At 66.4% G+C, this 24,345-nt stretch carries 20 protein-coding genes; 8 read left to right on the forward strand and 12 right to left on the reverse strand.

All coding sequences use genetic code 11. From position 1 onward, the window contains the following. Positions 1–47 precede the first annotated feature (47 nt). Both WT53_RS12415 and WT53_RS12420 read left to right on the forward strand, forming a co-directional pair. Complete coding sequence (locus WT53_RS12415; RefSeq protein ID WP_060260049.1) at positions 48–1,238, forward strand: M20 aminoacylase family protein; 1,191 nt, start codon at positions 48–50, stop codon at positions 1,236–1,238. Between the two features lie 56 nt (positions 1,239–1,294). Continuing rightward, positions 1,295–2,626, forward strand: coding sequence for an MFS transporter (locus tag WT53_RS12420; protein ID WP_059821846.1), 1,332 nt, complete (start codon positions 1,295–1,297; stop codon positions 2,624–2,626). 731 nt (positions 2,627–3,357) lie between these two features. Here WT53_RS12420 and WT53_RS32255 read toward each other — a convergent pair. Then, entirely contained in the window at positions 3,358–4,341 is a 984-nt protein-coding gene (locus tag WT53_RS32255; protein ID WP_257127832.1) for a lipid II-degrading bacteriocin, read from the reverse strand. Positions 4,342–4,811: 470 nt separating this feature from the next. Further along, a complete protein-coding gene (locus tag WT53_RS12425; protein WP_034206036.1) occupies positions 4,812–5,732 on the reverse strand; it encodes a LysR family transcriptional regulator in 921 nt (306 codons plus the stop codon). A 136-nt stretch (positions 5,733–5,868) separates the two neighbouring features. Between WT53_RS12425 and WT53_RS12430 the strand changes: the two genes are divergently transcribed. Next, complete coding sequence (locus WT53_RS12430; RefSeq protein ID WP_034206037.1) at positions 5,869–6,642, forward strand: transporter substrate-binding domain-containing protein; 774 nt, start codon at positions 5,869–5,871, stop codon at positions 6,640–6,642. A 55-nt stretch (positions 6,643–6,697) separates the two neighbouring features. Beyond that, positions 6,698–7,813, forward strand: a complete 1,116-nt coding sequence (locus WT53_RS12435; RefSeq protein WP_060260052.1) for a succinylglutamate desuccinylase/aspartoacylase family protein — start codon at positions 6,698–6,700, stop codon at positions 7,811–7,813. A 268-nt stretch (positions 7,814–8,081) separates the two neighbouring features. On the opposite strand, the gene WT53_RS12440 is transcribed toward WT53_RS12435, so the two are convergent. Continuing rightward, complete coding sequence (locus tag WT53_RS12440; RefSeq protein ID WP_059780215.1) at positions 8,082–8,870, reverse strand: IclR family transcriptional regulator; 789 nt, start codon at positions 8,868–8,870, stop codon at positions 8,082–8,084. 226 nt (positions 8,871–9,096) lie between these two features. Between WT53_RS12440 and pcaF the strand changes: the two genes are divergently transcribed. Continuing rightward, on the forward strand, positions 9,097–10,299 hold the full coding sequence (gene pcaF / locus WT53_RS12445; RefSeq protein ID WP_060260056.1) for a 3-oxoadipyl-CoA thiolase: 1,203 nt from the start codon (positions 9,097–9,099) through the stop codon (positions 10,297–10,299). 100 nt (positions 10,300–10,399) lie between these two features. Here pcaF and WT53_RS12450 read toward each other — a convergent pair whose 3' ends face one another. The 4 genes from WT53_RS12450 to WT53_RS33470 form a co-directional block, all read right to left on the reverse strand. Beyond that, positions 10,400–10,927, reverse strand: coding sequence for a DUF523 domain-containing protein (locus WT53_RS12450; RefSeq protein ID WP_060260059.1), 528 nt, complete (start codon positions 10,925–10,927; stop codon positions 10,400–10,402). Positions 10,928–11,012: 85 nt separating this feature from the next. Then, positions 11,013–11,573: a GNAT family N-acetyltransferase gene (locus WT53_RS12455; protein WP_034206041.1), complete on the reverse strand. Its 561-nt coding sequence runs from the start codon at positions 11,571–11,573 to the stop codon at positions 11,013–11,015. Beyond that, positions 11,570–12,427 (reverse strand): bifunctional 2-polyprenyl-6-hydroxyphenol methylase/3-demethylubiquinol 3-O-methyltransferase UbiG, encoded by an 858-nt coding sequence (locus WT53_RS12460; protein WP_059821831.1) that lies wholly within the window; start codon positions 12,425–12,427, stop codon positions 11,570–11,572. The genes WT53_RS12455 and WT53_RS12460 overlap by 4 nt, the downstream gene beginning before the upstream one ends. 107 nt (positions 12,428–12,534) lie before the next feature. Further along, on the reverse strand, positions 12,535–12,738 hold the full coding sequence (locus WT53_RS33470; RefSeq protein WP_156447874.1) for a hypothetical protein: 204 nt from the start codon (positions 12,736–12,738) through the stop codon (positions 12,535–12,537). Between WT53_RS33470 and WT53_RS12465 the strand changes: the two genes are divergently transcribed. Both WT53_RS12465 and WT53_RS12470 read left to right on the forward strand, forming a co-directional pair. Then, positions 12,737–14,281, forward strand: a complete 1,545-nt coding sequence (locus tag WT53_RS12465; protein WP_060260062.1) for a PAS domain-containing methyl-accepting chemotaxis protein — start codon at positions 12,737–12,739, stop codon at positions 14,279–14,281. The two genes, WT53_RS33470 and WT53_RS12465, sit on opposite strands and share 2 nt — an antisense overlap. Before the next feature lie 413 nt (positions 14,282–14,694). After that, on the forward strand, positions 14,695–16,239 hold the full coding sequence (locus WT53_RS12470; RefSeq protein WP_060260157.1) for a PAS domain-containing methyl-accepting chemotaxis protein: 1,545 nt from the start codon (positions 14,695–14,697) through the stop codon (positions 16,237–16,239). A 116-nt stretch (positions 16,240–16,355) separates the two neighbouring features. On the opposite strand, the gene gabD is transcribed toward WT53_RS12470, so the two are convergent. Together gabD and WT53_RS12480 are read right to left on the reverse strand one after the other, a co-directional pair. Then, positions 16,356–17,825: an NADP-dependent succinate-semialdehyde dehydrogenase gene (gabD, locus tag WT53_RS12475; RefSeq protein ID WP_060260066.1), complete on the reverse strand. Its 1,470-nt coding sequence runs from the start codon at positions 17,823–17,825 to the stop codon at positions 16,356–16,358. 87 nt (positions 17,826–17,912) lie between these two features. Beyond that, positions 17,913–19,196, reverse strand: coding sequence for a 4-aminobutyrate--2-oxoglutarate transaminase (locus WT53_RS12480; RefSeq protein ID WP_108041876.1), 1,284 nt, complete (start codon positions 19,194–19,196; stop codon positions 17,913–17,915). Between the two features lie 126 nt (positions 19,197–19,322). Between WT53_RS12480 and WT53_RS12485 the strand changes: the two genes are divergently transcribed. Then, complete coding sequence (locus WT53_RS12485; protein ID WP_060260069.1) at positions 19,323–20,831, forward strand: PLP-dependent aminotransferase family protein; 1,509 nt, start codon at positions 19,323–19,325, stop codon at positions 20,829–20,831. Positions 20,832–20,904: 73 nt separating this feature from the next. On the opposite strand, the gene WT53_RS12490 is transcribed toward WT53_RS12485, so the two are convergent. Genes WT53_RS12490 through WT53_RS12500 form a run of 3 tightly spaced genes read right to left on the reverse strand, consistent with a single transcriptional unit; the run spans position 20,905 to position 24,094 of the window. Next, positions 20,905–22,395 carry a YfcC family protein gene (locus WT53_RS12490; protein ID WP_060260072.1) on the reverse strand — a complete coding sequence of 497 codons (1,491 nt, stop codon included), beginning with the start codon at positions 22,393–22,395 and terminating at the stop codon, positions 20,905–20,907. Between the two features lie 29 nt (positions 22,396–22,424). Then, entirely contained in the window at positions 22,425–23,198 is a 774-nt protein-coding gene (locus WT53_RS12495) for an IclR family transcriptional regulator (RefSeq protein ID WP_060260075.1), read from the reverse strand. Further along, on the reverse strand, positions 23,195–24,094 hold the full coding sequence (locus tag WT53_RS12500) for an N-formylglutamate amidohydrolase (RefSeq protein WP_060260077.1): 900 nt from the start codon (positions 24,092–24,094) through the stop codon (positions 23,195–23,197). The genes WT53_RS12495 and WT53_RS12500 overlap by 4 nt, the downstream gene beginning before the upstream one ends. Positions 24,095–24,345 lie beyond the last annotated feature (251 nt).

Raw genomic sequence — 24,345 nt, forward strand, 5'->3', positions numbered from 1 at the left:
CCCGCACGCATCCCCCGCGTGCGCAGACGAACGGCAGGAGCCCCTTGATGACCACCGCTACCCGATTCACCGAAGTCGAGGATCTGATGCCCGCCGCAGGCGGGCTGCGCGAGATCCGTCACCACATCCATCACCATCCCGAACTCGCGTACGAAGAGCACGACACGGCCGCGCTCGTCGCGGACAAGCTCGAGCAATGGGGCTGGCAGGTGACGCGCGGGGTCGGCAAGACCGGCGTCGTCGGCACGCTGCGGGTGGGCGACGGCGCACGCAGCATCGGCATTCGCGCGGACATGGATGCGTTGCCGATCGTCGAGGCGACCGGCCTGCCGTATGCGAGCGGCACGCACGGCAAGATGCACGCGTGCGGCCACGACGGCCACACGACGATGCTGCTCGGCGCCGCGCGGCATCTCGCGAAGACGCGCAACTTCTCGGGCACCGTGCACCTGTATTTCCAGCCGGCGGAAGAGCACGGCGTCGACAGCGGCGCGAAGAAGATGATCGACGACGGCCTGTTCGAGCGTTTCCCGTGCGACGCCGTGTTCGGCATGCACAACCATCCGGGCGCGGCGCCCGGCGTCTTCCTCACGCGGCGCGGCCCGTTCATGTCGGCCGGCGACAAGGCGATCATCTCGATCGAAGGCGTCGGCGGCCACGCGGCGCGCCCGCATCTGACGGTCGACCCGGTGGTCGTCGCCGCGAGCATCGTGATGGCGCTGCAGACGATCGTCGCGCGCAACGTCGACCCGTCGCAGCCGGCGGTGGTCACGGTCGGCTCGATGCACGCGGGCACCGCGAACAACGTGATTCCGAACGGCGCGCGCCTCGAACTCAGCGTGCGTTCGTTCAGCCCCGACGTGCGTGCGCTGCTCAAGCGCCGCATCGTCGAGCTGGCCGAAACGCAGGCTGCGAGCTACGGCGCGACCGCGAACGTCGAGTACATCGAAGGCTATCCGGTCGTGGTCAATACGGATGCCGAAACGGATTTCGCCGCGCAGGTCGCGCGTGAACTCGTCGGCGATGCGCACGTGGTCGAGCAGGCCGACCTGCTGATGGGCAGCGAGGATTTCGCGTTCATGCTGCAGCAGCGGCCGGGCTCGTTCGTGCGGCTCGGCAACGGCGAAGGCGAGGACGGCTGCATGGTGCACAACCCGAAATACGACTTCAACGATCGCAATCTGCCGATCGGCGCGGCGTTCTGGACGCGCCTCGTCGAGCGTTACCTCGGGCAGTGATCGCAACGGCGGCGCGCGGCCGGCGCTTCCGGCCGCATTCAGAGGAGAGGAGAGCGATGCAGAAAGACCATCTCGCGCTGCACCCCGCGTCGCCGGGCGCCGCCGAAGCCGGTGCGCCCGGCGCGCCTGCCGTCACGCGGCGCGGCGCGATCGCCGCGGCCGTGATCGGCAACTGGCTGGAATTCTTCGATTTCACCGTGTACGGTTTCTTCGCGGTGCTGATCGGCAAGTTGTTCTTCCCGTCGAGCGACCCGACCACGTCGCTGCTGCTGTCGGTCGCGACGTTCGCCGCCGGCTTCTTCACGCGGCCGCTCGGCAGCGTCGTGCTCGGCGTCTACGCCGACCGCAAGGGGCGCAAGGCCGCGCTGAACCTGACGATCATGCTGATGGCGCTCGGCACCGGCCTGATCGCGATCGCGCCGACCTATGCGCAGGTGGGCGTGGCCGCGCCGCTGCTCGTGGTGTTCGCGCGGTTGCTGCAGGGCTTCTCGCAAGGCGGCGAATTCGGCGCGGCGACGTCGACGCTGCTCGAACAGGGCGGCACGTCGCGCCGCGCGTTCCGCGCGAGCTGGCAGCTCGCGACGCAAGGCGGTGCCGCGCTGATGGGCTCGGGGTTCGCCGCGCTGCTGTCGAACACGATGACGAAGGACGCGCTGGAAGGCTGGGGCTGGCGGCTGCCGTTCCTCGTCGGCGTGCTGATCGCGCCGGTCGGGATGTTTTTGCGTCGCCGGCTCGCGGACGACGCGCCCGGCGACCGCCATCACGGCATCGAGCGCGGCGTGCTGCACGAGCTGTTCTCGAAGCACGCGCGCACGGTGCTGCTGCTGATGCTCACGGTGATGGGCGGCACGGTGTCGACCTACATCCTGACCTTCTACATGCCGACCTACGCGATCCACACGCTCGGCTTGCCGATGAAGCTGTCGATGTTCGTCGGGGTCGCGTCGGGCTGCGTGATGCTGGTCACGTGCCCGCTGTTCGGCTGGCTGTCGGACAAGCTCGGCAGCCGGCGCCTGCCGATCTTCGTCGGCCGCGGCGTGCTGGTCGCGCTGCTGTTTCCGGCATTCTGGCTGATGAACCATCATCCGACGCTGTCGGTGATCTTGCCGCTGACCGCGCTGATGCTGCTGTTCTATTCGCTCGGCTCCGCATCGGAAATGGCACTGATGTGCGAGTCGCTGCCGCGCCACGTGCGGGCGACGGGCATCTCGATCGCGTATGCGCTCGCGGTGACGATCTTCGGCGGCACCGCGCAGCTGATCGCGACCTGGCTCGTGAAGACGACCGGCAGCAAGCTCGCGCCGGCGGGCTACGTGGCCGCGTGCGTGGTGCTGTCGCTGATCGCGGTCGCGATGCTGCGCGAGACCGCGCGGGAATCGCTGGACTGACGCGTGATGCGTGATGTGGCCTGAGGTTACCGAGCAGGGTGGTCGGAACGGGCTGGATGGCCCCGACGAAGCCGCGGGCCCGAGCATACCGCTTGAACTGGCCGGTGCGCGAGGTTTCGGACCGGCCAGCTACAGTCCCGAGCGCGAGGTGCGGGGGCAAAGCGGCTAGCGATCTCGACAGCGTCAGGGTGCAGGCTGCCATTGTGAGCGGCAGCAGCGGTCCACTTTATCGGGTGTCCGCAAACCATGGCTTGTCCAAGCGGGACCTATCGTGTTGCCGCTGCCAAGCTGTTATAAGGGGTGAAATTGGAAATCAATTATACGGACCCACATTATCAAGAATGACTCCAAGGCACGTCATTTTTGCAATATACCGATGGCCATCAGATCGATACGGAACCTTCCATTGGTGGAGGTCGGTGACGTATTCGAAGTTTTCGTCAAAAACGATTTTAGACAAGCCATTTTGGTTGGCGTATTTTTCGACGAATCCCGTTATTTCGAGACGGCTCATTTGGGGGCACGTGCCATCTCCGTTGTCCCAATTTCTAACGTAAACTAGAATGGCAAATAAAACCGATGCGCATACTAGTAATGCACCACTGGCGGTCGCCGTGTATTTGAGTATTTTTTTTGTCAAAACTCCCTCCGCAATCAAAAAAATCCGGTTTGTCGATGTGAGGAAAGTTTTTAAGCTTTCCTCATGCCGGTTCGTGGGTCAGTGAAATGACTTATGGCCGGCGTCCGAAGCCACCCGGCCGCGCCGTATGGACCGCCGCTGGCGTTCCATCTGGATTCGTTGCTTTGATGCTGGCCCTGGTTCCGTTGATGTTGAGCGGTTGCGATCCCGTAAAATAGATCATGAAATCTTTGTGATCAGTAAATTCTCCAATTTTTCGGACGAACGTAGTCAAAGCCTCTTGTATCGACGGACGAGACCGCGAAGCATCAAAGTCGAACTTGTCTGGGTAAAGTGTATATTCGCCTCTGAAATAGAAGCTGTCATCACTTCCTAAAAATAGCTCACCTTGGATGTGGCCGCTCACTCGTCCAAGTGCCGATCCGACAATTAATTCTTGATCGCTCAATAAATTCGTGCTGAACTGGGCGTCGATCCGATAGGTTCCAGGCCCCATGGCATCGTTGACGATAATGTCTCTTATCGGAGATATCTGCTGAGCACCGATTCCAAGTCTCAAGGATTTTAGGTCAACTGATTTTGGGTCTCCGTTTCCTCTAATCCAATTGTAGTAAGCTGAAAGGGTGAAAAATGGAGTGGCGTAGAATTTAAAGCTCTCAATGGGTGGGGCCGGGAGGTGACTGAAATAATAGTCGCTGAACAACCCAAATGCTGTTGTGAGGCCACTAAACGTCGTATCGGAAAGGCCATACTGGGTTGCACCACTAATGCCTTGCCAGCCCATGTCTGCAATCCACGAGGTGAAGAGGGCATAAGTTGAAATTTGCGCTTGCACAACTTGTTTGCTTGCAAGTTCCATCCCATATCCAAATTCATAAAGCACGTCTCGCGAGCGCCCGGCGGCGGCAGCTTCGAGAATTTTTTTCCCATTGACTAATCTGAATTTGCCAATTTGAAATATGCCGCCACGAATATTATCTCCATTTATTGCCCAATGATAACCCCCGGCGGGCCCATTGGGTGTGGCTATGGGGAGCGAGAGTCCGGTCGGTGCCGTAACGCTGATCGGTGGCATAAGATCGTCCGCCGGACCGTGCCCTTGCGCGAGTGCTCGGATAGGACTGCTTGCCAATAAAGCGGTGGAAGCCCCAAGAAAGTGTCGTCTTTTCATCTAATGGTCCCAGTAGCGTTTGTTTTTCTGCGAAAAAGTCAAACCGATTTCGAAGTTGACCAAGTCAACACGCTTTGCCCTCGAAGGGCAGGAGACATGACACGCGTGACCGAGATTGTTGCAACTCGGCAATTCTTGCAATTTGACTTCATCAACATTACCAGTATCTAACCAATTCGTATGATGTTGCAAGCAGAGTGGGACAGGCGTCCAATCGGACTCGCACGATGTCGTGAACAAAACTCCCGTGACGTCGTCGGCAGTGCACCGAGCAACTCGGTCCTGTCGACGAGCTTGCTCGCGATCAGTGCCTGACCTTGCCCTCGGCCTGCCAAACACGATAGACGGCAGGCGGCGCGCGCGGCCGTGCGCGCTTACCGCCCGCGCACCACCCTCAGATACGACGCGAGCATCGTCGCGAGTTCCTGCGCGGCCGGCGTCAGCGGTACGGCCGCGCGCTGCAGCAGGCAGACGTCCTGCGCTTCGGCCCGTTCGCGCACGGGCACCTTCACGAGCGCGCCGGCGAACGGCCCGTGCCGTGTGATCGCTTCGGTTTCGAGCGCGAGGGAATCGGTCTGCGTGACGATCTGCAGCGTCTCGAACATCCCTTCGACGGTCGCGAGAATCTTCGGCGGCGGCTGGCCGTGCGCGTCGAAGTACGCGAGCAGCCGGTTGACGACCGGGTCGGCGCTCAGGTTCGGCGAGCGCGTGGACACCCATGCATGGTCGGCCAGCTCGGCGAGCGATCGCGCATGCATCGCCGGGTGCCCGTTGCGGCAGACGACCACCGGCGCCGACGTGCGCAACGGCGTGACCGCGAGATCGGTCGTGTCGGTCTGCTTCGCGACCAGCGCGATCGCGAAATCGACCGCGCTTTCGCGCAGCCAGCCGATCATCATCCGCGACGTGCCGGTGCGCAGGTGCACGTCCACCTTGTCGAAGCGCGCGCGGAACGCGGTCAGCACGGGCGCGAACGCGTCGATCAGCGGCTCGGTCACGAGGCCGAGCGTGACGGTGCCTTCGTAGGCGCCGCTCAACTGACGGATTTCCCGCTCGACCTGGTCGCATTCGCCGAGGATCGAACCGGAGCGCGCGAGCAGCCGCTGGCCGACGGCCGTCGGCACGATCCCGCGATTGGTGCGCGTGAACAGCGTCGCGCCGAGCGTCGCCTCGAGGCCCTGCAGTTGCTGCGAGACGCCGCTTTGCGCGAGATCGAGCGCACGTGCGGCCGCGCGCAGGCTGCCGTGCTCGACGACGGCCTGGAAGATGCGGAGCTGGGACAGCGTGAACGCCATGGGAAGCTGCGAGGCCGGTGATCGGAAATACCGATCATGATAAGTCAGCCGATGGTTCCGGCGGCAGCCGGCGGCCCCTACGATCGCAGGCAGTCCGGCGCATGCCGTTCGTCCCGCTACCTGCCCATCGTCGAACATGAAACGTTTCCTCGTCCCGCTCGTTTCCCTGTGCATTGGCCTGGCGGCCACGTCCGCGTGTGCGCTCGACGCGCACGTGGTGCGGCTCGGCATCGACCCGACCTATCCGCCGATGGATGCGAAAGCGCCCGACGGCAGCCTGAAAGGCTTCGACGTCGATCTCGGCAACGAGATCTGCCGCCGCGCGCAGTTGCGCTGCCAGTGGGTCGAGCTCGAATTCTCCGGGATGATCCCCGCGTTGCAGGCGCGCAAGATCGACGCGATCCTGTCGTCGATGGCGATCACCGCGAAGCGCGAGAAACAGATCCTGTTCTCGTCGAAGCTGTTCCGCTTCAAGTCGCGGCTCGTCGCGCGGCCCGGCAGCGGGCTCGACGGCACGGTGGCGTCGCTGGCCGGCAAGCGCGTCGGCGTGCAGTCGGGCACGCAGTTCGAATCGTGGGCGCTCGCGCACTGGGCGCCGGCCGGCGTCGGCGTGGTGCCGTACAAGAGCCAGGACGACGTGTTCGCCGACCTCGTGAACGGCCGCCTCGACGCGGCGCTGCTCGGCGCCGTGGAAGCCGACTACGGGTTCCTGCGCCAGCCGCGCGGCAAGGGCTTCGCGTTCGTCGGCGCGCCGCTCGACATGGGCGATCGCGGTGTCGGCATCGGCATGCGGCAGTCGGATACCGCGCTCAAGGCGTCGATCGACGGCGCGATCGCAGCGATGCTGAAGGACGGTACGTACGACCGGATCGCGAAGCAGTACTTCGATTTCAACCCGTACGGCGACTGAGCGCCGTGCAGGCCCGTTGTCCCGATTTCCCGTTTTCATCCGTTCGAGACCATCGATGCAGATTCGCACCACGCCGCTCCTGTCGCCGTCGATCGGCACGCAGCGCACGCTGACGAGCTTTCATTTCGGGCCGGCCGACAGCGGCCGCAAGATCTACCTGCAGGCCGCGTTGCACGCGGACGAGACGCCGGCGATGCTCGCGGCGGTCGTGCTGAAGCAGCGTCTCGCGCAGCTCGACGCCGCAGGCCGGCTCGCGGCCGACATCGTGCTCGTGCCGGTGTCGAACCCGGTCGGCCTCAATCATCATCTGCTCGGGCAGTTCATCGGCCGTTTCGACCTCGCGAGCGGCCGCAACTTCAATCGCGGCTTCCTGCCGCTCGCCGAGATTGCGGCCCGGGCGCGCGACCGGCTGGGCGACGACGGCGCGCGCAATCGCGCGATCGTGCGCGAATGCGTCGGCGCGGCGCTCGACGACATCGCGCCGCGCACCGAATTCGATGCGCTGCAGCTTGCGCTGCTGAAGCTGTCGCACGACGCCGACGTCGTGATCGACCTGCATTGCTCGCTCGAAGCGGTGATGCACGTGTACACGAGCGAGACCGCGTGGCCGGACGTCGAGCCGCTCGCGCGTTATCTCGGTGCGGAGGTGTCGCTGCTCGCCGAGGATTCGGGCGGCCATGCGTTCGACGATGCGCATCACCTGCTGTGGTCGCGGTTGCGCGCGCATTTGCCGGACGGCACGCCGATGGCGGCCGGCACCGTGGCCGTGACCGTCGAGTGCCGCGGCCAGCGCGACGTGACGTACGACTATGCGCAACGCGACGCCGACGCGCTCGTCGACTATCTCGTGTGGTGCGGTGCGGTGCGCGGCGAACGCGCACCGCTGCCGCCGCTGGCCGCACCGGCCACGCCGCTTGCGGGCAGCGAGCAGTTTTACGCGCCGGTGAGCGGGATCCTCGTGCACCGTGCGGCGATCGGCGCGACGATCCGTGCGGGCGATCCGCTGTTCGACATCGTCGATCCGCTGACGGATGCGGTCACGACGATCTCGAGCGCGACCGATGGCGTGTTCTACATGCGGCGCGCGATCCGTTTCGTGACGGCCGGCGCGCCGCTCGGCCGCGTGACCGGCACGGTACCGGTGCGAACGGGGATGCTGCTGGGCGCGTGAGCGGTGCCGGGCGTGCACGGCGTCCGAGAGGCGCCGTGCAATTTCGTTCTCGTCAAATTGACCGGGCGTTGCCGCGCCCCTAAATTGGGTAATGCGGAGCGCGCTCCGTGTTCCGTGAGAAGGACGTTGCAAACAGAGTCAGAGAGTTGAGCGGGCGGCGCATGCCGCCCGTCTTTTTATCCGCGGTATCCGCACTATCGGCTCGATCCGCGTGCTTCACGCCATGCGCGAATGGCCATGTTGCCGATCCGGCGCGCGAAGTGACCGCTCACCCGCGCCGTGCGACCAGCTCCGATACCGTCTGCGCGGCCTGCTGCAGCGGCCCGAGAAACTCCTTCACCATCTGCTTCGCGGTATGCCGCTGCGCGTTGCCGCTGATGTTCATCGCGGCGATCACCTGCCCGCGCCGGTTGCGGATCGGCGCGGAGATCGACATCAAGCCCACCTCGAGTTCCTGGTCGACCACGGCCCAGCCTTGCTGGCGCACCTGCGCGATCGTCGCCTTGAGTTCGCCGATGTCGGTGATCGTGCGCGGCGTATGCGCACGGATGCCGCTTTGCGCGAGCGTTTCGTCGAGCGCCGCGTCGTCGAGCGCGGACAGCAGCACGCGGCCCATCGACGTGCAGTACGCGGGCAGCCGGCTGCCGATCGACAGGTTGATCGTCATGATCTTGCGGGTCGGCACGCGCAGCACGTAGACGATCTCGGTGCGGTCGAGCACCGCGGCCGAGCAGCTTTCGTGGATTTGCGCGGACAACTGCTCCATCACCGGATCGGCGAGATTCCAGAACGGCATCGACGTCAGGTACGCGAAGCCGAGCTCGAGGATCTTCGGCGTGAGCCGGAACAGCCGGCCGTCGGCCTCGACGTAGCCGAGCGTCTGCAGCGTGAGCAGGATCCGGCGCGCGCCCGCGCGCGTGAGGCCGGTGGCCGACGCGACCTCGGTGAGCGTCTGCTCCGGGCGCGCCGCGTCGAATGCGCGGATCACCGCGAGGCCGCGCGCGAACGACTGCACATAGGAGTCGCCGGGTTTCGTTTGAATATCGTCGGTTGTCATGAGCGCCTGGAATGTCGTGCAGCCGAGAAGATAGCGCATGGGGCCCGACACGCCAACCGCACGGCGGACCGCGCCCTTGACAGGTCGTCCCTGCACTCCCTATGATGCGTTGAACGTTCGATACACGATCTTATGTTCGTATATAGAACATTTAAGCGCATCCCGGCGGGCAATGCAAGGGGGCGCCCCGTTCATTTCCCAGCCTTTCACGGGACCGGAGACACTGATGACCGAAGCTTTTCTGTGTGATGCGATCCGTACGCCGATCGGGCGTTACGGCGGTGCACTGTCCGGCGTGCGCGCCGACGATCTGGGCGCGGTGCCGCTCAAGGCGCTCGTCGAGCGCAACCGCGACGTCGACTGGACGGCGATCGACGACGTGATCTACGGCTGCGCGAACCAGGCCGGAGAGGACAACCGCAACGTCGCGCGCATGTCGGCGCTGCTGGCGGGCCTGCCGGAGGGCGTGCCCGGTTCGACGATCAACCGCCTGTGCGGCTCCGGAATGGATGCGGTCGGCGTGGCCGCGCGCGCGATCAAGTCGGGCGAAGCCGCGCTGATGGTGGCGGGCGGCGTCGAGAGCATGACGCGCGCGCCGTTCGTGATGGGCAAGGCCGCGAGCGCGTTCGCGCGCCAGGCCGACATCTACGATACGACGATCGGCTGGCGCTTCGTCAATCCGCTGATGAAGCAGTTGTATGGCGTCGATTCGATGCCGGAGACGGCCGAGAACGTCGCGGTCGACTACAACATCAGCCGCGCGGATCAGGACCTGTTCGCGTTGCGCAGCCAGCAGAAGGCCGCGCGGGCGCAGCAGGACGGCACGCTCGCCGAGGAAATCGTGCCGGTCACGATTGCGCAGAAGAAAGGCGACGCCATCGTCGTGTCGCGCGACGAGCATCCGCGCGAAACGTCGCTCGAAGCGCTCGCGAAGTTGAAGGGCGTCGTGCGCCCGGACGGCTCGGTCACGGCCGGCAACGCGTCGGGCGTGAACGACGGCGCCGCCGCGCTGCTGCTGGCGAACGAGGCCACCGCGAAGCGCTTCGGCTTGACGCCGCGCGCCCGCGTGCTGGGGATCGCGACGGCCGGCGTCGCGCCGCGCGTGATGGGTATCGGCCCCGCGCCGGCCACGCAGAAGCTGCTCGCGCGGCTCGGGATGACGATCGACCAGTTCGACGTGATCGAGCTGAACGAAGCGTTCGCGTCGCAAGGTCTCGCGGTGCTGCGCATGCTCGGCGTCGCCGACGACGATCCGCGCGTGAACCCGAACGGCGGTGCGATCGCGCTCGGTCATCCGCTCGGCGCATCGGGTGCGCGCCTCGTGACGACCGCGATGTACCAGTTGCATCGCACGAACGGCCGCTTTGCGCTGTGCACGATGTGCATCGGCGTCGGCCAGGGCATCGCGATCGCGATCGAACGCGTCTGACCGGCGAGATGGGGGGAAGCGGCCGGATACGCGCCGCTTGATCGCCGCGCCGTTTCCGCCACGATGGGCGGCACGAGGTGTCTCGTGCCGCCCATCGTCGTTAACCGGCCGGCGACAGTTGCCTGAGCTGCGCGTCGAGCGCATCGATCTCGGTGTCCGCGAACACCTCGATGGCATGCGCGCGCAGCAGCGCCGCCGTGACGCCGGCGCCCTCGTGCCGCCGGCTCTCGAAACTTCCGTCGTAAATGAACGTGCTGCCGCACGAGGGACTGCCGTCGGCGAGGATCGCGAAGCGGCAGCCGTGTGCCTGCGCGAGGGCCAGCGCGGTCTGCGCGCCGGCCACGAACGGGGCCGTCACGTCGGTGCCGCCCACGTCGACGATGCGTGCGCGACCCGACAGCACCTGCTGCCCCGATGCGCCGCCGGCGATCTCGGCAGGGGGGCGCGGCACGCCGAGGCCGCCCGCCAGTTCCGGGCAGACGGCCACGAGACGCCCTTCGCGTTGCCACCGTTCGAGCGCCTCGTGCGCGGCGGTCTTCGCCGCGCCGTTGTAACGGACCGGATGGCCGACCACGCACATGCTGACGAGGATCTTCGGCGTGGCGGGCGGTGGCGGGTCATCGTTCAATGTCGCGCTCCGTGACGTGCTGACGGTAACTGATGACGGCAGTGGCGGAGCGCAAAATTCCACGCTTCATCCGCATGCCGCGCGGTCACGCCGTCGGCCCTTCGAGGTGAATGTCTTCGGGCTCGAGTGCGTAAAGCTCGGGATCGGGCGCCGCGCTGACCGTGAAGCCGAGCCGCAGGTAGAAGTCGATCGTGCGCTGCGACGGCGTGGCCGACACGTACAGACGCTCGGCGCCCATCGTGCGTGCCTGCGCCCGCGCCGCGCGATAGAGCTGTTCGCCGAGCCCGCAACCGCGCCAATCGCGGCTCACGTGCAGGAACTTCAACTGCAGCATGTCGCGCCGCGGGCCGAGCGGCCGGCTGTCGACGACGACGGCCGCGACGAGCCGCGTGCCGTCGAACCGGCCGAGAAACCAGCCGCCGCGGTCGTGACAGTCGAGCAGGATCGGCGTGTAGTGATCGGCTTCGCCGTCGGGCCAGCCGGCCACGTCGTAGAACTCGGGCACGAGATGCAGCGCGCCGTCGCGCAGCACGTACAGGTGTTCGATGATTTCACGCCGGTCGATGGTCCACACGAGCGGCACGTCGTCGCGGGCCAGCAGGCGGGCCGACAGCGCGTCGCGCGCGGCGGCGGTGCGGCCGGTCATGCGGCCACCCGGTGCGCGGCGAGCGCGTACATCAACGGCAGGCGCGGCATGCCTTCGGGCGGCACCATCCGGCGGCCGTCCAACTCGCGCATGCCGTCGAAGCCCTTCCAGCCGTTCGCGTATGGATATTCGATCAGGCGATCGATCGCGAGCCCGGCCGATATCAGTGCATTCACGACTGCGCCGATGCCCCACATGAACTCGTAGCTCGGATGCGGGTTCGCGAAATCGACGATGCCCGGGTGGTCGTGCTGCGCGCCGAGCCCCGTGCCGGACACCGCGACGTAATCGCCGACGCCTGCGGGTTCCTCGGTCGCGTCGTCCTTGAAGTAGTCGTAGTGCGGCTGCCAGTGTTCGTCGAAATACAGCGAGAACGGATGGAACTCGACCATCGCGAAGCGGCCGCCCGGTGCGAGCAGCGAGGCGATCCCGTGCGCCCATGCGGTCAGGTCCGACAGCCAGTAGATCGCGCCGTACGACGTGAACACGTGATCGAAGCGCTCGCCGCGCGCGGCGGCTTCGGGCATCCAGTCGAGTACGTCGGCGCGCTCGAACCGCGCGGGCAGGCCCGCGTCGGCCGACAGTCGCCGCGCGAAGTCGATCGCCTCGTCGGAGATGTCGACGCCGGTTGCGTCCGCGCCTTCGCGCACGAGGCTCAGCGTGTCCTGCCCCGCGTTGCATTGCAGGTGCAAGAGCCGCAGACCCGCCAGATCGCCGAGCAGTTCGCGTTCTTCCGGAAACAGCGTCGAGCCGCCATTGCGGAAAAATGCAGCCTGATCGCCTTTATGGCTGTTATGCGCAACCGTCGCCTTATTCCAGGACAACCGATTCAGTTCGTGCAATGCCTTTTTCATCGAATTCGAATTCCGGTGGAATGGAGCAGGATAATTCAAATCGTTTCGCCGCGCGCAACGGATGCTGACATCGGCGCGTCGGGCAGCGTGTGGTGACAAGTCGATAATCACGTGTCGCGATTATCGCCGGAATATTTGATCGAAATCATGGTAATGGCCGAATTGCATGCAGGATGCGCGACAGGATTAAGGTTTCCCGGTGCATTGCCGACAAAGGACGAGAGTGTCGTAAAGCGATCAACCGTTTTTCGGCTACTGAGCGCGATTTCAGCGCGGCGCGGACGACAGAGCCGCCTTTCGGAGCCTTGCATGCGCAACAACCTGCCCATTACTCAACAGGAATTCGATTTTCCCGACGACGTCACACTGATGTCGACGACCGATGCCGACAGCGTCATCACCTACGCGAACACGACGTTCGCGCAGGTGAGCGGGTTCTCGAACGAGGAACTCGTCGGCCAGCCGCACAACGTGGTGCGGCACCCGGACATGCCGAAGGAGGCGTTCGCCGACATGTGGGCGACGCTCGGGCGCGGCGAACCGTGGACCGCGCTCGTGAAGAACCGCCGCAAGAACGGCGACCATTACTGGGTGCGTGCGAACGCGATTCCGGTGATGCGCAACGGCGCGCCGCAAGGCTACATGTCGGTGCGCACGAAGGCGCCGCACGACGAGACCCGGGCCGCGGACGCGCTGTATCGCGCGTTTCGCGAAGGCAAGACCGGCCAGCGCCGGTTCCACAAGGGGCTCGTCATCCGCACCGGGCTGCTGCGAATCGCATCGCTGCCGCAGACGATGTCGGTGCGTGCGCGCGTTCATTCGACATGGTGCGTGCTGGCGCCGGCAGTCATCGGCGCGGGCTGGGCCTGCGGGCTGGGCGGCAATGGGCTCGCGGCGTTTGCCGGTGTGACGGTCGGCGTGGCGGCCGCCGCCGGCTGGTGGCTCGATGCGCAGATCGTGCAACCGCTGAAGCGGCTGCACGAGCAGGCGCTGAACGTCGCGACCGGTGAGAGCCGGCGCGGCGTGCGGATGAATCGCGTTGACGAGATCGGCATGACGCTGCGCACGATCAACCAGCTCGGGCTGATGTTCCGCTGGCTCGTCGACGACGTCAGCGAGCAGGTACACAACGTGCAACGCGCGAGCAACGAGATCGCACAAGGCAACAACGACCTCAGCGCGCGCACCGAGCAGGCCGCGTCCAGCGTGCAGCAGACCGCCGCATCGATGGCCGAAATGACGGCCACCGTGTCGCGCAATGCGGAAACGGCGCTGCAGGCGAACCAGTTGTCCGTTTCCGCGAGCGAGGCGGCCGAGCGCGGTGGGCAGGCGGTGAGCGAGGTCGTCACGACGATGAGCGAGATCACCGAGAGCTCGCGCAAGATTGCCGACATCATCGGCGTGATCGACGGCATCGCGTTCCAGACCAACATCCTCGCGCTGAATGCGGCGGTCGAGGCCGCGCGCGCGGGGGAACAGGGTCGTGGTTTCGCGGTGGTGGCCGGCGAGGTGCGCGCGCTCGCGCAGCGCAGCGCGAACGCGGCGAAGGAGATCAAGACGCTGATCGGCGCGAGCGTCGAGCGCGTCGAGTCGGGCGCGCGGCGCGTGGACGAGGCAGGCCGGACGATGGAGGACATCGTCACGCAGGTGAAGCGCGTGTCCGATCTGATCGCGGAGATCAGCTCGTCGACGGCCGAGCAAAGCACCGGTGTCGCGCAGGTCGACCAGGCGGTCGTGCATCTGGACAACATCACGCAGCAGAACGCGGCGCTCGTCGAACAGAGCACGGCGGCGTCGGAAAGCCTGAAGCAGCAGGCGACGCGCCTCGTGGATGCGGTGAACGTGTTCAGATGATCGCGCGAAAGGGCGTGCGGCGTGCGGAATCGATCGACGATGCCGGATGTCGCGCACCGTGCTTATTCGGATTGGCGAATTCAATGGAATGACTTCGAACGTGAAATATTCGTCTCCCCGATTTCAGGAGGGGGCGAATGAATCGAGCCGAAATCGCGGCATCCATTGGCCGGGCGAATCGCGTCCAGATCGTTGCCCGGCAACGCACTTCGTTTTATCCATAAACAAATCATTCGGTAAAAACAAGATGATGCATATCTAATGCATATTTACCCGAATACGGCATAATGTTTTCGCCGAATGTGCCGAAAGTGCAGGAGCCCGACTCACACGCATGCGAATCGATCGCGATGCGCGGGGTCTCGAATCAATCGACGAGCGGACGCAAGATCCGCCACCCGGAGCTCCACACCATGCGCAACAACCAGCCCGTCACGCAACGCGAATTCGAATTTGCCGATGATGCGACGCTGATGTCGACGACCGATGTCGACAGCCACATCACTTACGCGAACGCGGCATTCATCCAGGTCAGCGGCTTTTCTCCCGAGGAGATCGAAGGCCAGCCGCACAACGTGGTGCGGCATCCGGACATGCCGAAGGAGGCGTTCGCCGACATGTGGGCGACGCTCAAGGGCGGCGAGCCGTGGACCGCGCTCGTGAAGAACCGCCGCAAGAACGGCGACCATTACTGGGTGCGCGCGAACGCGATTCCGGTGATGCGCAACGGCCAGCCGAAGGGCTACATGTCGGTGCGCACGAAGGCGACGCGCGACGAGATCGCGGCTGCCGAGGCGCTGTATCGCGATTTCCGCGAAGGCAAGGCCGGCAGCCGCCGGTTCCACAAGGGGTTGATCTTGCGCACCGGCGCGCTGCGCGTCGCGTCGGTGTTCCAGACGATGTCGGTGCGGGCGCGGCTGGTGTCGACGCTGTGTGTGCTGGCGCCTGCGGTCGTCGGCACCGGCTGGGCAGCGGGGTTGACCGGCGGCGCGCTCGCGGCGTTCGCCGGTGCGGCGATCGGCGTGACGGTGGCGGCCGGGCTGTGGCTCGACGCGCAGGTCGTGCGGCCGCTTCGGCAGTTGCGCGACGAGGCGTTGCGCGTGGCGACCGGCGAGAGCCGCAACGGCGTGCGGATGAATCGCGTCGACGAGATCGGCATGACGCTGCGCACGATCAACCAGCTCGGGCTGATGTTCCGCTGGCTCGTCGACGACGTCAGCGAACAGGTGCTGAACGTGCAGCGCGCGAGCAACGAGATCGCGCAAGGCAACAACGACCTCAGCGCGCGCACCGAGCAGGCTTCGACGAGCGTGCAGCAGACGGCCGCATCGATGGCCGAGATGACGGCGACCGTGTCGAGCAATGCGGAAACGGCGCTGCAGGCGAATCAGCTGTCCGTTTCCGCGAGCGAGGCAGCCGGGCGCGGCGGGCAGGCGGTGAGCGAGGTCGTCGCGACGATGAACGACATCACCGAGAGCTCGCGCAAGATTGCCGACATCATCGGCGTGATCGACGGCATCGCGTTCCAGACCAACATCCTCGCGCTGAATGCGGCGGTCGAGGCCGCGCGTGCGGGTGATCAGGGGCGCGGCTTCGCGGTGGTGGCCGGCGAGGTACGCGCGCTCGCGCAGCGCAGCGCGAACGCGGCGAAGGAGATCAAGACGCTGATCGGCGCGAGCGTCGAGCGCGTCGAGTCGGGCGCGCGGATCGTCGATGGCGCGGGCAAGACGATGGAGGACATCGTCACGCAGGTGAAGCGCGTGTCCGATCTGATCGCGGAGATCAGCTCGTCGACGGCCGAGCAGAGCACGGGTGTCGCACAGGTCGACCAGGCGGTCGTGCATCTGGACAACATCACGCAGCAGAACGCGGCGCTCGTCGAGCAGAGCACGGCGGCGTCGGAAAGCCTGAAGCAGCAGGCGACGCGGCTGGTGGAGGCGGTGAACGTATTCCGCTGATCGCGGAGAAGGCAGGTGACGCGGGCACGGCGGAGAGGGATACCGGCCCGCGTCGCGACCGCCCGGTTCCGGCCAGGCGGCCAGGGCCTGCCGCTCGCGCGCCAGGCCCCGAACCGTCAGACGGCCAGGCAGAGGTACTTGATCACGACGTAGTCGTCGATGCCGTAGTGCGAGCCTTCGCGACCGAGGCCCGACTGCTTCACGCCGCCGAACGGCGCGACTTCGTTCGAGATGAGGCCCGTGTTCACGCCGACCATCCCGTATTCGAGCGCTTCGGCGACCTTCCACACGCGGCCGATGTCGCGGCTGTAGAAGTACGCGGCGAGGCCGAACTCGGTGTCGTTCGCGAGGCGGATCACTTCGTCGTCGCTGCCGAACTTGAACAGCGGCGCGAGCGGCCCGAACGTCTCTTCCTTCGCGACCTTCATCGCCGGCGTGACGCCGGTCAGCACCGTCGGCTCGAAGAAGCCGTGGCCGAGCGCGTGGCGCTTGCCGCCCGTCACGACGGTCGCGCCCTTCGCGAGCGCGTCCTCGATATGCGCCTCGACCTTCAGCACGGCTGCTTCGTTGATCAGCGGGCCTTGCGTGACGCCAGGCTCCGTGCCGCGGCCGACTTTCAACAGGCCGACGGCCGCCGCGAGCTTCTGCGCGAACTGGTCGTACACGGCTTCATGCACGTAGAAGCGGTTCGTGCACACGCACGTCTGGCCGCTGTTGCGGTACTTCGACGCGATCGCGCCCTGCACGGCCGCATCGAGATCGGCGTCGTCGAACACGATGAACGGCGCGTTGCCGCCGAGCTCCAGCGACACTTTCTTGACCGTCGCCGCGCACTGCGCCATCAACAGGCGGCCGACCGGCGTCGAGCCCGTGAACGACAGCTTGCGCACGATCGGGTTCGACGTCAGTTCGCCGCCGATCGCCTTCGGGTCGCCCGTGACGACGCTGAACACGCCGGCCGGCACGCCCGCACGCTCGGCCAGCACGGCCATCGCAAGCGCGGAGAACGGCGTCGCCTCGGCCGGCTTCACGACGATCGGGCAGCCTGCCGCGAGCGCCGGGCCGACCTTGCGGGTGATCATCGCCGCCGGGAAGTTCCACGGCGTGATCGCCGCGCACACGCCGATCGCTTCCTTCGTCACGACGATGCGCTTGTCGCTCGCCGGCGTCGGGATCGTGTCGCCGTACACGCGCTTGCCTTCTTCCGCGAACCACTCGAGGAACGACGCCGCGTAGCCGATCTCGCCCTTCGCTTCGGCCAGCGACTTGCCCTGCTCGGTGGTGAGGATCAGCGCGAGGTCGTCGGCGTTCTCCATCATCAGGTCGTGCCACTTGCGCAGGATGACCGCGCGTTCCTTCGCGGTCTTCTTGCGCCACGCCGGCCATGCGGCATTCGCGGCGTCGATCGCGTGACGCGTTTCCGCCGCGCCCATCGCCGGCACGGTGCCGAGCAGGCCGCCCGTCGCCGGGTTGCGGACCTCGAACGTCTCGCCGTTCGTGGCGGGTTGCCATTCGCCGTTGACGTACGCCTGCTGGCGGAACAGCGACGGATCTTTCAGTGCCAGGGTTTCCTGAACAGTGCTCATATGAATCACCTGCTTCGAAAAGGACGGATGCAAACGGCCGCCGCCGTCTTCACGACGGCGGCGGCGCATTCAGTCGGGGACGGGCACTCAGGCCGGCACGCCGACCGTTTCCTTCAGCACTTCCTCGAGGATCGCGAGCGCTTCGTCGAACACGGCTTGTGGGATCGTCAGCGGGAACAGGAAGCGCACGACGTTCGAGTACACGCCGCACACGAGCAGCAGCAGCCCGCGTTCGAGCGCACGCGCCTGCACGCGCTTCGTGAACTCGGCATCCGGCTCGCCCGAACCCGGCTTCAGGAATTCGACCGCGATCATCGCGCCCGGGCCGCGCACGTCGGCGATCTGCGGCACGTCCGCCTGCAGCGCGTTCAGCTTCGCCTTCAGCACGTCGCCGAGCTGCGTCGCGCGCTCGCACAGCTTCTCTTCGTCGATGATCTCGAGCACCGCGTGCGCCGACGCGACGGCCAGCGGGTTGCCGGCGTAGGTGCCGCCGAGGCCGCCGGGCGCGGCCGCGTCCATCACGTCGGCCCGGCCGACGACGCCCGACAGCGGCATGCCGCCGGCAAGGCTCTTCGCCATCGTGATCAGGTCGGCCAGCACGTCGTAGTGCTGCATCGCGAACAGCTTGCCGGTGCGCGCGAAGCCGGTCTGTACTTCGTCGGCGATCAGCAGGATGCCGTGTTCGTTACAGATCTTGCGCAGCGCGCGCACGAACTCGGCCGGCGCCGGGTTGAAGCCGCCTTCGCCCTGGACCGGTTCGAAGATGATCGCGGCGACGCGCTTCGGATCGATGTCGGCCTTGAACAGCATCTCGATCGCCTTGATCGAGTCGGCCGTCGTCACGCCGTGCAGCGCGTTCGGGTACGGGGCGTGGAACACGTCGCCCGGGAACGGGCCGAAGTTCAGCTTGTACGGCGCGACCTTGCCGGTCAGCGCCATGCCCATCATCGTGCGGCCGTGGAAGCCGCCCGAGAATGCGATGACGCCCGGGCGGCCGGTCGCCGCGCGCGCGATCTTGATCGCGTTTTCGACGGCTTCGGCGCCGGTCGTGAAGAACGCCGTCTTCTTCGGGAAGTCGCCCGGCGCGCGTGCGTTGATCTTTTCCGCCAGCTCGACGTACGACGCGTACGGGACGATCTGGTAAGCGGTGTGCGTGAAGTTGTTCAACTGATCCGCGATCGCCTTGACGATCTTCGGGTGGCGGTGGCCCGTGTTCAGCACCGCGATGCCAGCGGCGAAATCGATGAAGCGGCGGCCTTCGACATCCCACAGCTCCGCGTTCTCGGCGCGGGCTGCGTAGAAATCGCACATCACGCCGACGCCGCGCGGGGTGGCGGCGTTCTTGCGGGCCTGCAGGTCGGCATTCTTCACGGTCATCTCCTTGATGTTCGGTCCGATAGGTAGAAAATCGGGCGCCTCGGCAGCCCATGGACGCGACTATAATCACATTTGGCTCCGGCAATCAGAGCCATTTCAATAAATATTCAGGAGCCAATCATGCGCGCGAGCGTGTTGTCGGACTGGCTGGCGCAGCGCCTCGTGCGCGGGGGCGAACAGCCGATCTACCGGCAGCTTCACCGGCTGCTGCAACAGGCGATCCTGTCGCGCGAACTGCCGGCCGGCACGCGCGTGCCGTCGTCGCGGCTGCTGGCCGCCGAGCTCGGGATCGCGCGCAACACGGTCACGCAGGTCTACGAACAGCTTGCGCTCGAAGGCTATGTGCACTCGGCGACCGGCCGCGGCACGTTCGTCGCCGACAGCGCGCCGGACGAGATCGTCGGCGCGCCGCCCGACGCGGCGGCCGGGCCGGCCGTCGCGACGCCGTCCGTGCGGCGCCTGTCCGCGCGCGGCACGCGGCTCGTCGAAGGCGCCGGCGTGTCGAAGCGTCAGGGCGGCGCGTTCATGCCGGGCGTGCCCGATGTGTCGCGATTTCCGGCGCGCGTGTGGACGCGGCTGCACAACAAGTACTGGCGGCGCTTGCGCCCGGACCTGCTGACCTATGCGCCCGGCGGCGGCCTCGCGCTGCTGCGCGAAGCGCTGGCCGACTACCTGCGCACGTCACGTTCGGTGCGGTGCACGCCCGAGCAGATCGTGATCACGACCGGCATCCATCAGTCGATCGACCTCGCGGTGCGGTTGCTGACCGACCCGGGCGACGCGATCTGGACCGAGGATCCGTGCTACTGGGGCGTGCGCAGCGTGCTGAACGTGTCGGGGCTCACCACGCGGCCGATTCCGGTCGACGACGAAGGCATCGCGCCGTCGGCCGCCGATCTCGCCGCGCCGCCGAAGCTGATGCTCGTCACGCCGTCGCATCAGTATCCGCTCGGGATGGTGATGAGCCTCGCGCGCCGCCGGATGTTGCTCGAATACGCGCGCCAGCACGGCTGCTGGATCATCGAGGACGACTACGACAGCGAATTCCGCTACGGCAGCCGGCCGCTCGCGTCGCTGCAGGGGCTGGACACGACCGGGCAGGTGATCTACGTCGGGAGTTTCGGCAAGACGCTGTTCCCGGGGCTGCGGGTCGGCTATCTGGTCGCGCCGGAGCCGCTCGCGGAGAGTTTCGCGACCGCGAGCGCCGAGTTGTATCGCGAGGGCCAGTTGCTGCAGCAGGCCGTGCTCGCCGAATTCATCGCGGAAGGGCACTTCGTGTCGCATATCCGCAAGATGCGCACGCTGTACGGGCAACGCCGCGAGGTGCTGCTCGATGCGGTCGCGCGCCGCTACGGCGATACGCTGCACGCGCTCGGCAGCGACGCGGGGCTGCATCTCGTCACGCGGCTGCCGGACGGTGCCGACGATCGAGCCGTCGCGCAGGCCGCGCTCGAACGCAACATCGTCGTGCGGCCGTTGTCCGGCTACTACGCGCACCGCGAGCGCGCGGCGTCGGGCTTGCTGCTCGGCTACGCGTGCGTGCCGGAGGACGAGATCGCGACGGCGTTCGCGACGCTGGCCGAGGCGATCGACGAGCGGGCGTTCGGCGGGGCGGTTGCGGCGGCCTGAACCGCGCATCCGGCGACGGCATCGCGTTGCGGTGCCCGTCGCCAGGCTCGCGCGTCTGGCTGTATCGCGAAGCTCAATACCCGATCCACACCGCGAACGTCAGCACGGCGCACGACAGCACGAACAGCGTCAGGAACAGCGGCAGCACGAAGCGGATCCACGCGCCGAAATCGACGCGCGCGGTCGCGAGATACGCGAGCAGCATTCCGGACGTCGGCGTGACGAGGTTCGTCAGCCCGCCGCCGAGCACGAATGCGAGCACCGAGGTCTGGCCGCTCACGCCGGAGAGCTGCGCGATCGGCCCGATGATCGGCATGCTGACCGCGGCCTTGCCCGATACCGACGGAATGAACACGTCGAGCACCATCTGCACGCCCATCAGGCCGTTGGCGACCCATATCGGAGACTGCCCGTCCGCCAGCCGCGTGAAGAAGTGGATCAGCGTGTCGAGCACGAGGCTGTCCTGCAGCAGCAGTTCGACGGAAGCGGCGAGCCCCATCAGCAGCGCGGCCAGCATCATGTTCTTCATCCCGTCGACGAACGCGTCGGCTGCGCTGCGCGAATCGAGCCGGCCGATGACGGCCGTCGCGATGCTCACGAACGCGTAGAACGCCGCCAGTTCGACGTTGCCCCATTTCAGTTCGCGCGTGCCGTAGATCAGCATCGCGACGGCCGCGGCGAATACGGCCAGCGTGGCCTTGTGACGCAGCGACAGTTTCGCGGTTGCATGCGCGGCAGCGCGCGACGCGGTCTGTCCGGCCCGGTAACCGGTGTTTCGCACGTAGCGCAGCAGGTACAGGATGCCGATCGTCAGGAATACGACGAAAACAGCCGCGCGCAGCGCGACGCCGCTGAATAGCGGCACGCCGACGAGCGGCTGCGCGACGGCGAGCGCGAGCGGGTTCGTGACCGACGCGATGTAGCCGATCTTCGCGGCGATTGCGACGAGCGCGACCGCGAACAGGTCGGACAGGCCGAGGCGCCGCGCGATCACGACAACCATCGGAATGATCACGAGATATTCGGAGATGAAGCCGAGCAGCGTGCTGCCGAGCCCGATCAGGATCATCAGCATCGGCGTCAGCAGGTACGCATTGTTGCCGGTGAGCTGCAGCAGCCGGTCGATGCCGGCATCGACGACGCCCGTGCGGCGCATCACGCCGAACATCCCGCCGACGAACATCACCATCACGATCAGCGGCGCATTCTTCAGGAGCCCTTGCGGCACCGCGACGAACGCGGACACGAGGCTTGCCGGCAGTGCATGCGCGGAAGTGCTGTGGCTGACGGCCGGCGCGACGAGCGTCGCGAGCGCGGTCGCCTTCGGCACCACCTGATAGGTGCCCGGCACCACGAGCCGGCCGTTGCGCGCGAAGTGGCCGGAGTCGACGAACCACGTGAGCGCGATCGCGGCGGCCAGCACCCACAGCATCATCACGACGGGGTGCAGCATCTTGCCGTGCGGGTGCGGCGCATGAGCGGCGGCCGCGGCCGGTTCGTCGGCCGCGAGTGCGTCGGTGGCGGCGCCGTGCGGGCCGGCCGGGTTCGGGGAAGAGGCGGACATCGGATTCTCGTCGGTGAAGGAGCAGGCCGTCAGGCCGGTTGGGGCGCGGCGCGCGCCGGGACGTAGCCGAGTTCGGCGGAAATGGCGTGGCTGCATGCCTGCAGACGCTCGAGATAGTCGGGAATGTCGGCGTGGCTCACGCGCACCTCGGGCCCCGTCACGCTGACCGATGCGACCGTCGCGCCCGTCAGGTCGCGCACCGGTACCGCGATCCCGACCGCGCCGGGCGTCACCTCGCCGCTGCTCACCGCGTAGCCCTTGCGCGCGACCGCATCGAGCTCCCCGGCGAGCTGCGGCAGATCGTCGGCGTGCCCGTTCCTGCGCAGTTGCGCGAGATATTCGTCGCGCACCGCGTCGGGCGCGAACGCGAGCAGCACCTTGCCCGATGCGCCGAAATTGATCGGCCGGCGGTTGCCGACCGCGCCGACGGTGCGTACCGCATGCGTCGTCTCGCAACGCGCGACGCACACCGATTCGAGCCCTTCGCGCACGCGCAGCACGACGGTTTCGTTGATCGCCTGGTTGAGCGCGAGCATGTGCCGGTGCGCGGCGCGCACGAGCGCGTTCTGCTGCGACGCGGCCACGCCGATCACGAATGCCTGCGGGCCGAGCGCATAGGTGGACGTGCGCGGGTCCTGCACCACGAAGCGGTGAAGTTCCAGCGTGCACAGCATCCGGTATGTGCGCGACTTGTTGATGCCGAGTTGCGATGCCAGCTCCGTCACGCCGAGGTTCGGATGCTCGGCCACGTAGGTCAGCAGCTTCAACGCGCTGTCGACGGCGTCGACGATGTAGGTCGTCATGCGGTGTCTCCCGGCAATGCGATGCGCGCGCGCACGTACGCGGCGAGCGCGTCGAGGTACGCGTCGACCGAGCGCTTCAGCGCGGCGAAGCCCGCATGTTTCGCGAACGCCGCTTCGTCCATGTACAGCGCGCGGTTGAATTCGATCTGGATGCTGTGGCGCTGTCGCGCCGGATCGGCGAGCACGGTCAGCAGGTCGCCGCCTTGGTACGGGTCGTTCACCTGCACGCGGTAGCCGGCGTCGGCGAACCACTGTGCCGTCCACGCGGTGAAGGCCGGGTCGGCGGTCGTGCCGCGCCGGTCGCTGATCACGACGTCCGGCCGTAACGCGCCGGCGTCGACGTTCATTGCGTTGCCGCGCGATTTCATCGAGTGGCAGTCGATGTGCCACAGCGCGCGATGCGCGGCATGCAGCGGCTCGGCGATGCCGGCGAGCGCGCGGCGATACGGCCGGTAGTACGCATCGATCCGGTGCCGCACTTCCGCGAGCGACAGTTTGCGGTCATACAGCGGTACGCCGGGCAGCGCGTCGCGCCGGATCAGCCCCATCCCGCGCTGCGTGTACGGCTGCGGCGCAAGCGGCTCTGGCCAGGATTCGGCGAGCAGCGTCGCGTCGATGTCGGCTTCGGCGCGGTTCGGATCGATGTACGCGCGCGGAAACGTCGCGCGCAGCAGCGTGGCGCCGCGCGCGGGAGCGCCGGCCCACAGTTCGTCGACGTACGCATCCCACGTCGTGCGGATTGCGTCGTCCGGCGCGACGGTGGAGAAGTCGGGCGGATACGCGATGCCGCTGTGCGGGGAATCGACGACGATCGGCAGCGCGGGCGCCGTCGGCGGCGCGACGCAATAGGCGGGCGACTCGCCCGCAACCGCGGTGTTGCAATTAAACGTCAGCATGGGGATCAGGTTCTTTACCTACTTTTCACGAGCATTTCGTGTGGATGTTTTATTTAATAAAACAGCGTATCAATATTTCACAACGGCCGAAAACTGCGGTCAAGGGCTTTTTTCTGCGTCGGGATTGTGCACCGTAATCGCGCCCAAGTTCCCGTGTTTATTGGGTTTGTTTCGTTGATTGAAACGCAGGGTGAACAAGTCGATATCCACGGCGGTACGCGATTTTTGATGCGACTTGACGCTTCAAATCC

It is taken from the genome of Burkholderia sp. MSMB2157WGS (genome assembly GCF_001532755.1).
GTDB lineage: Bacteria > Pseudomonadota > Gammaproteobacteria > Burkholderiales > Burkholderiaceae > Burkholderia.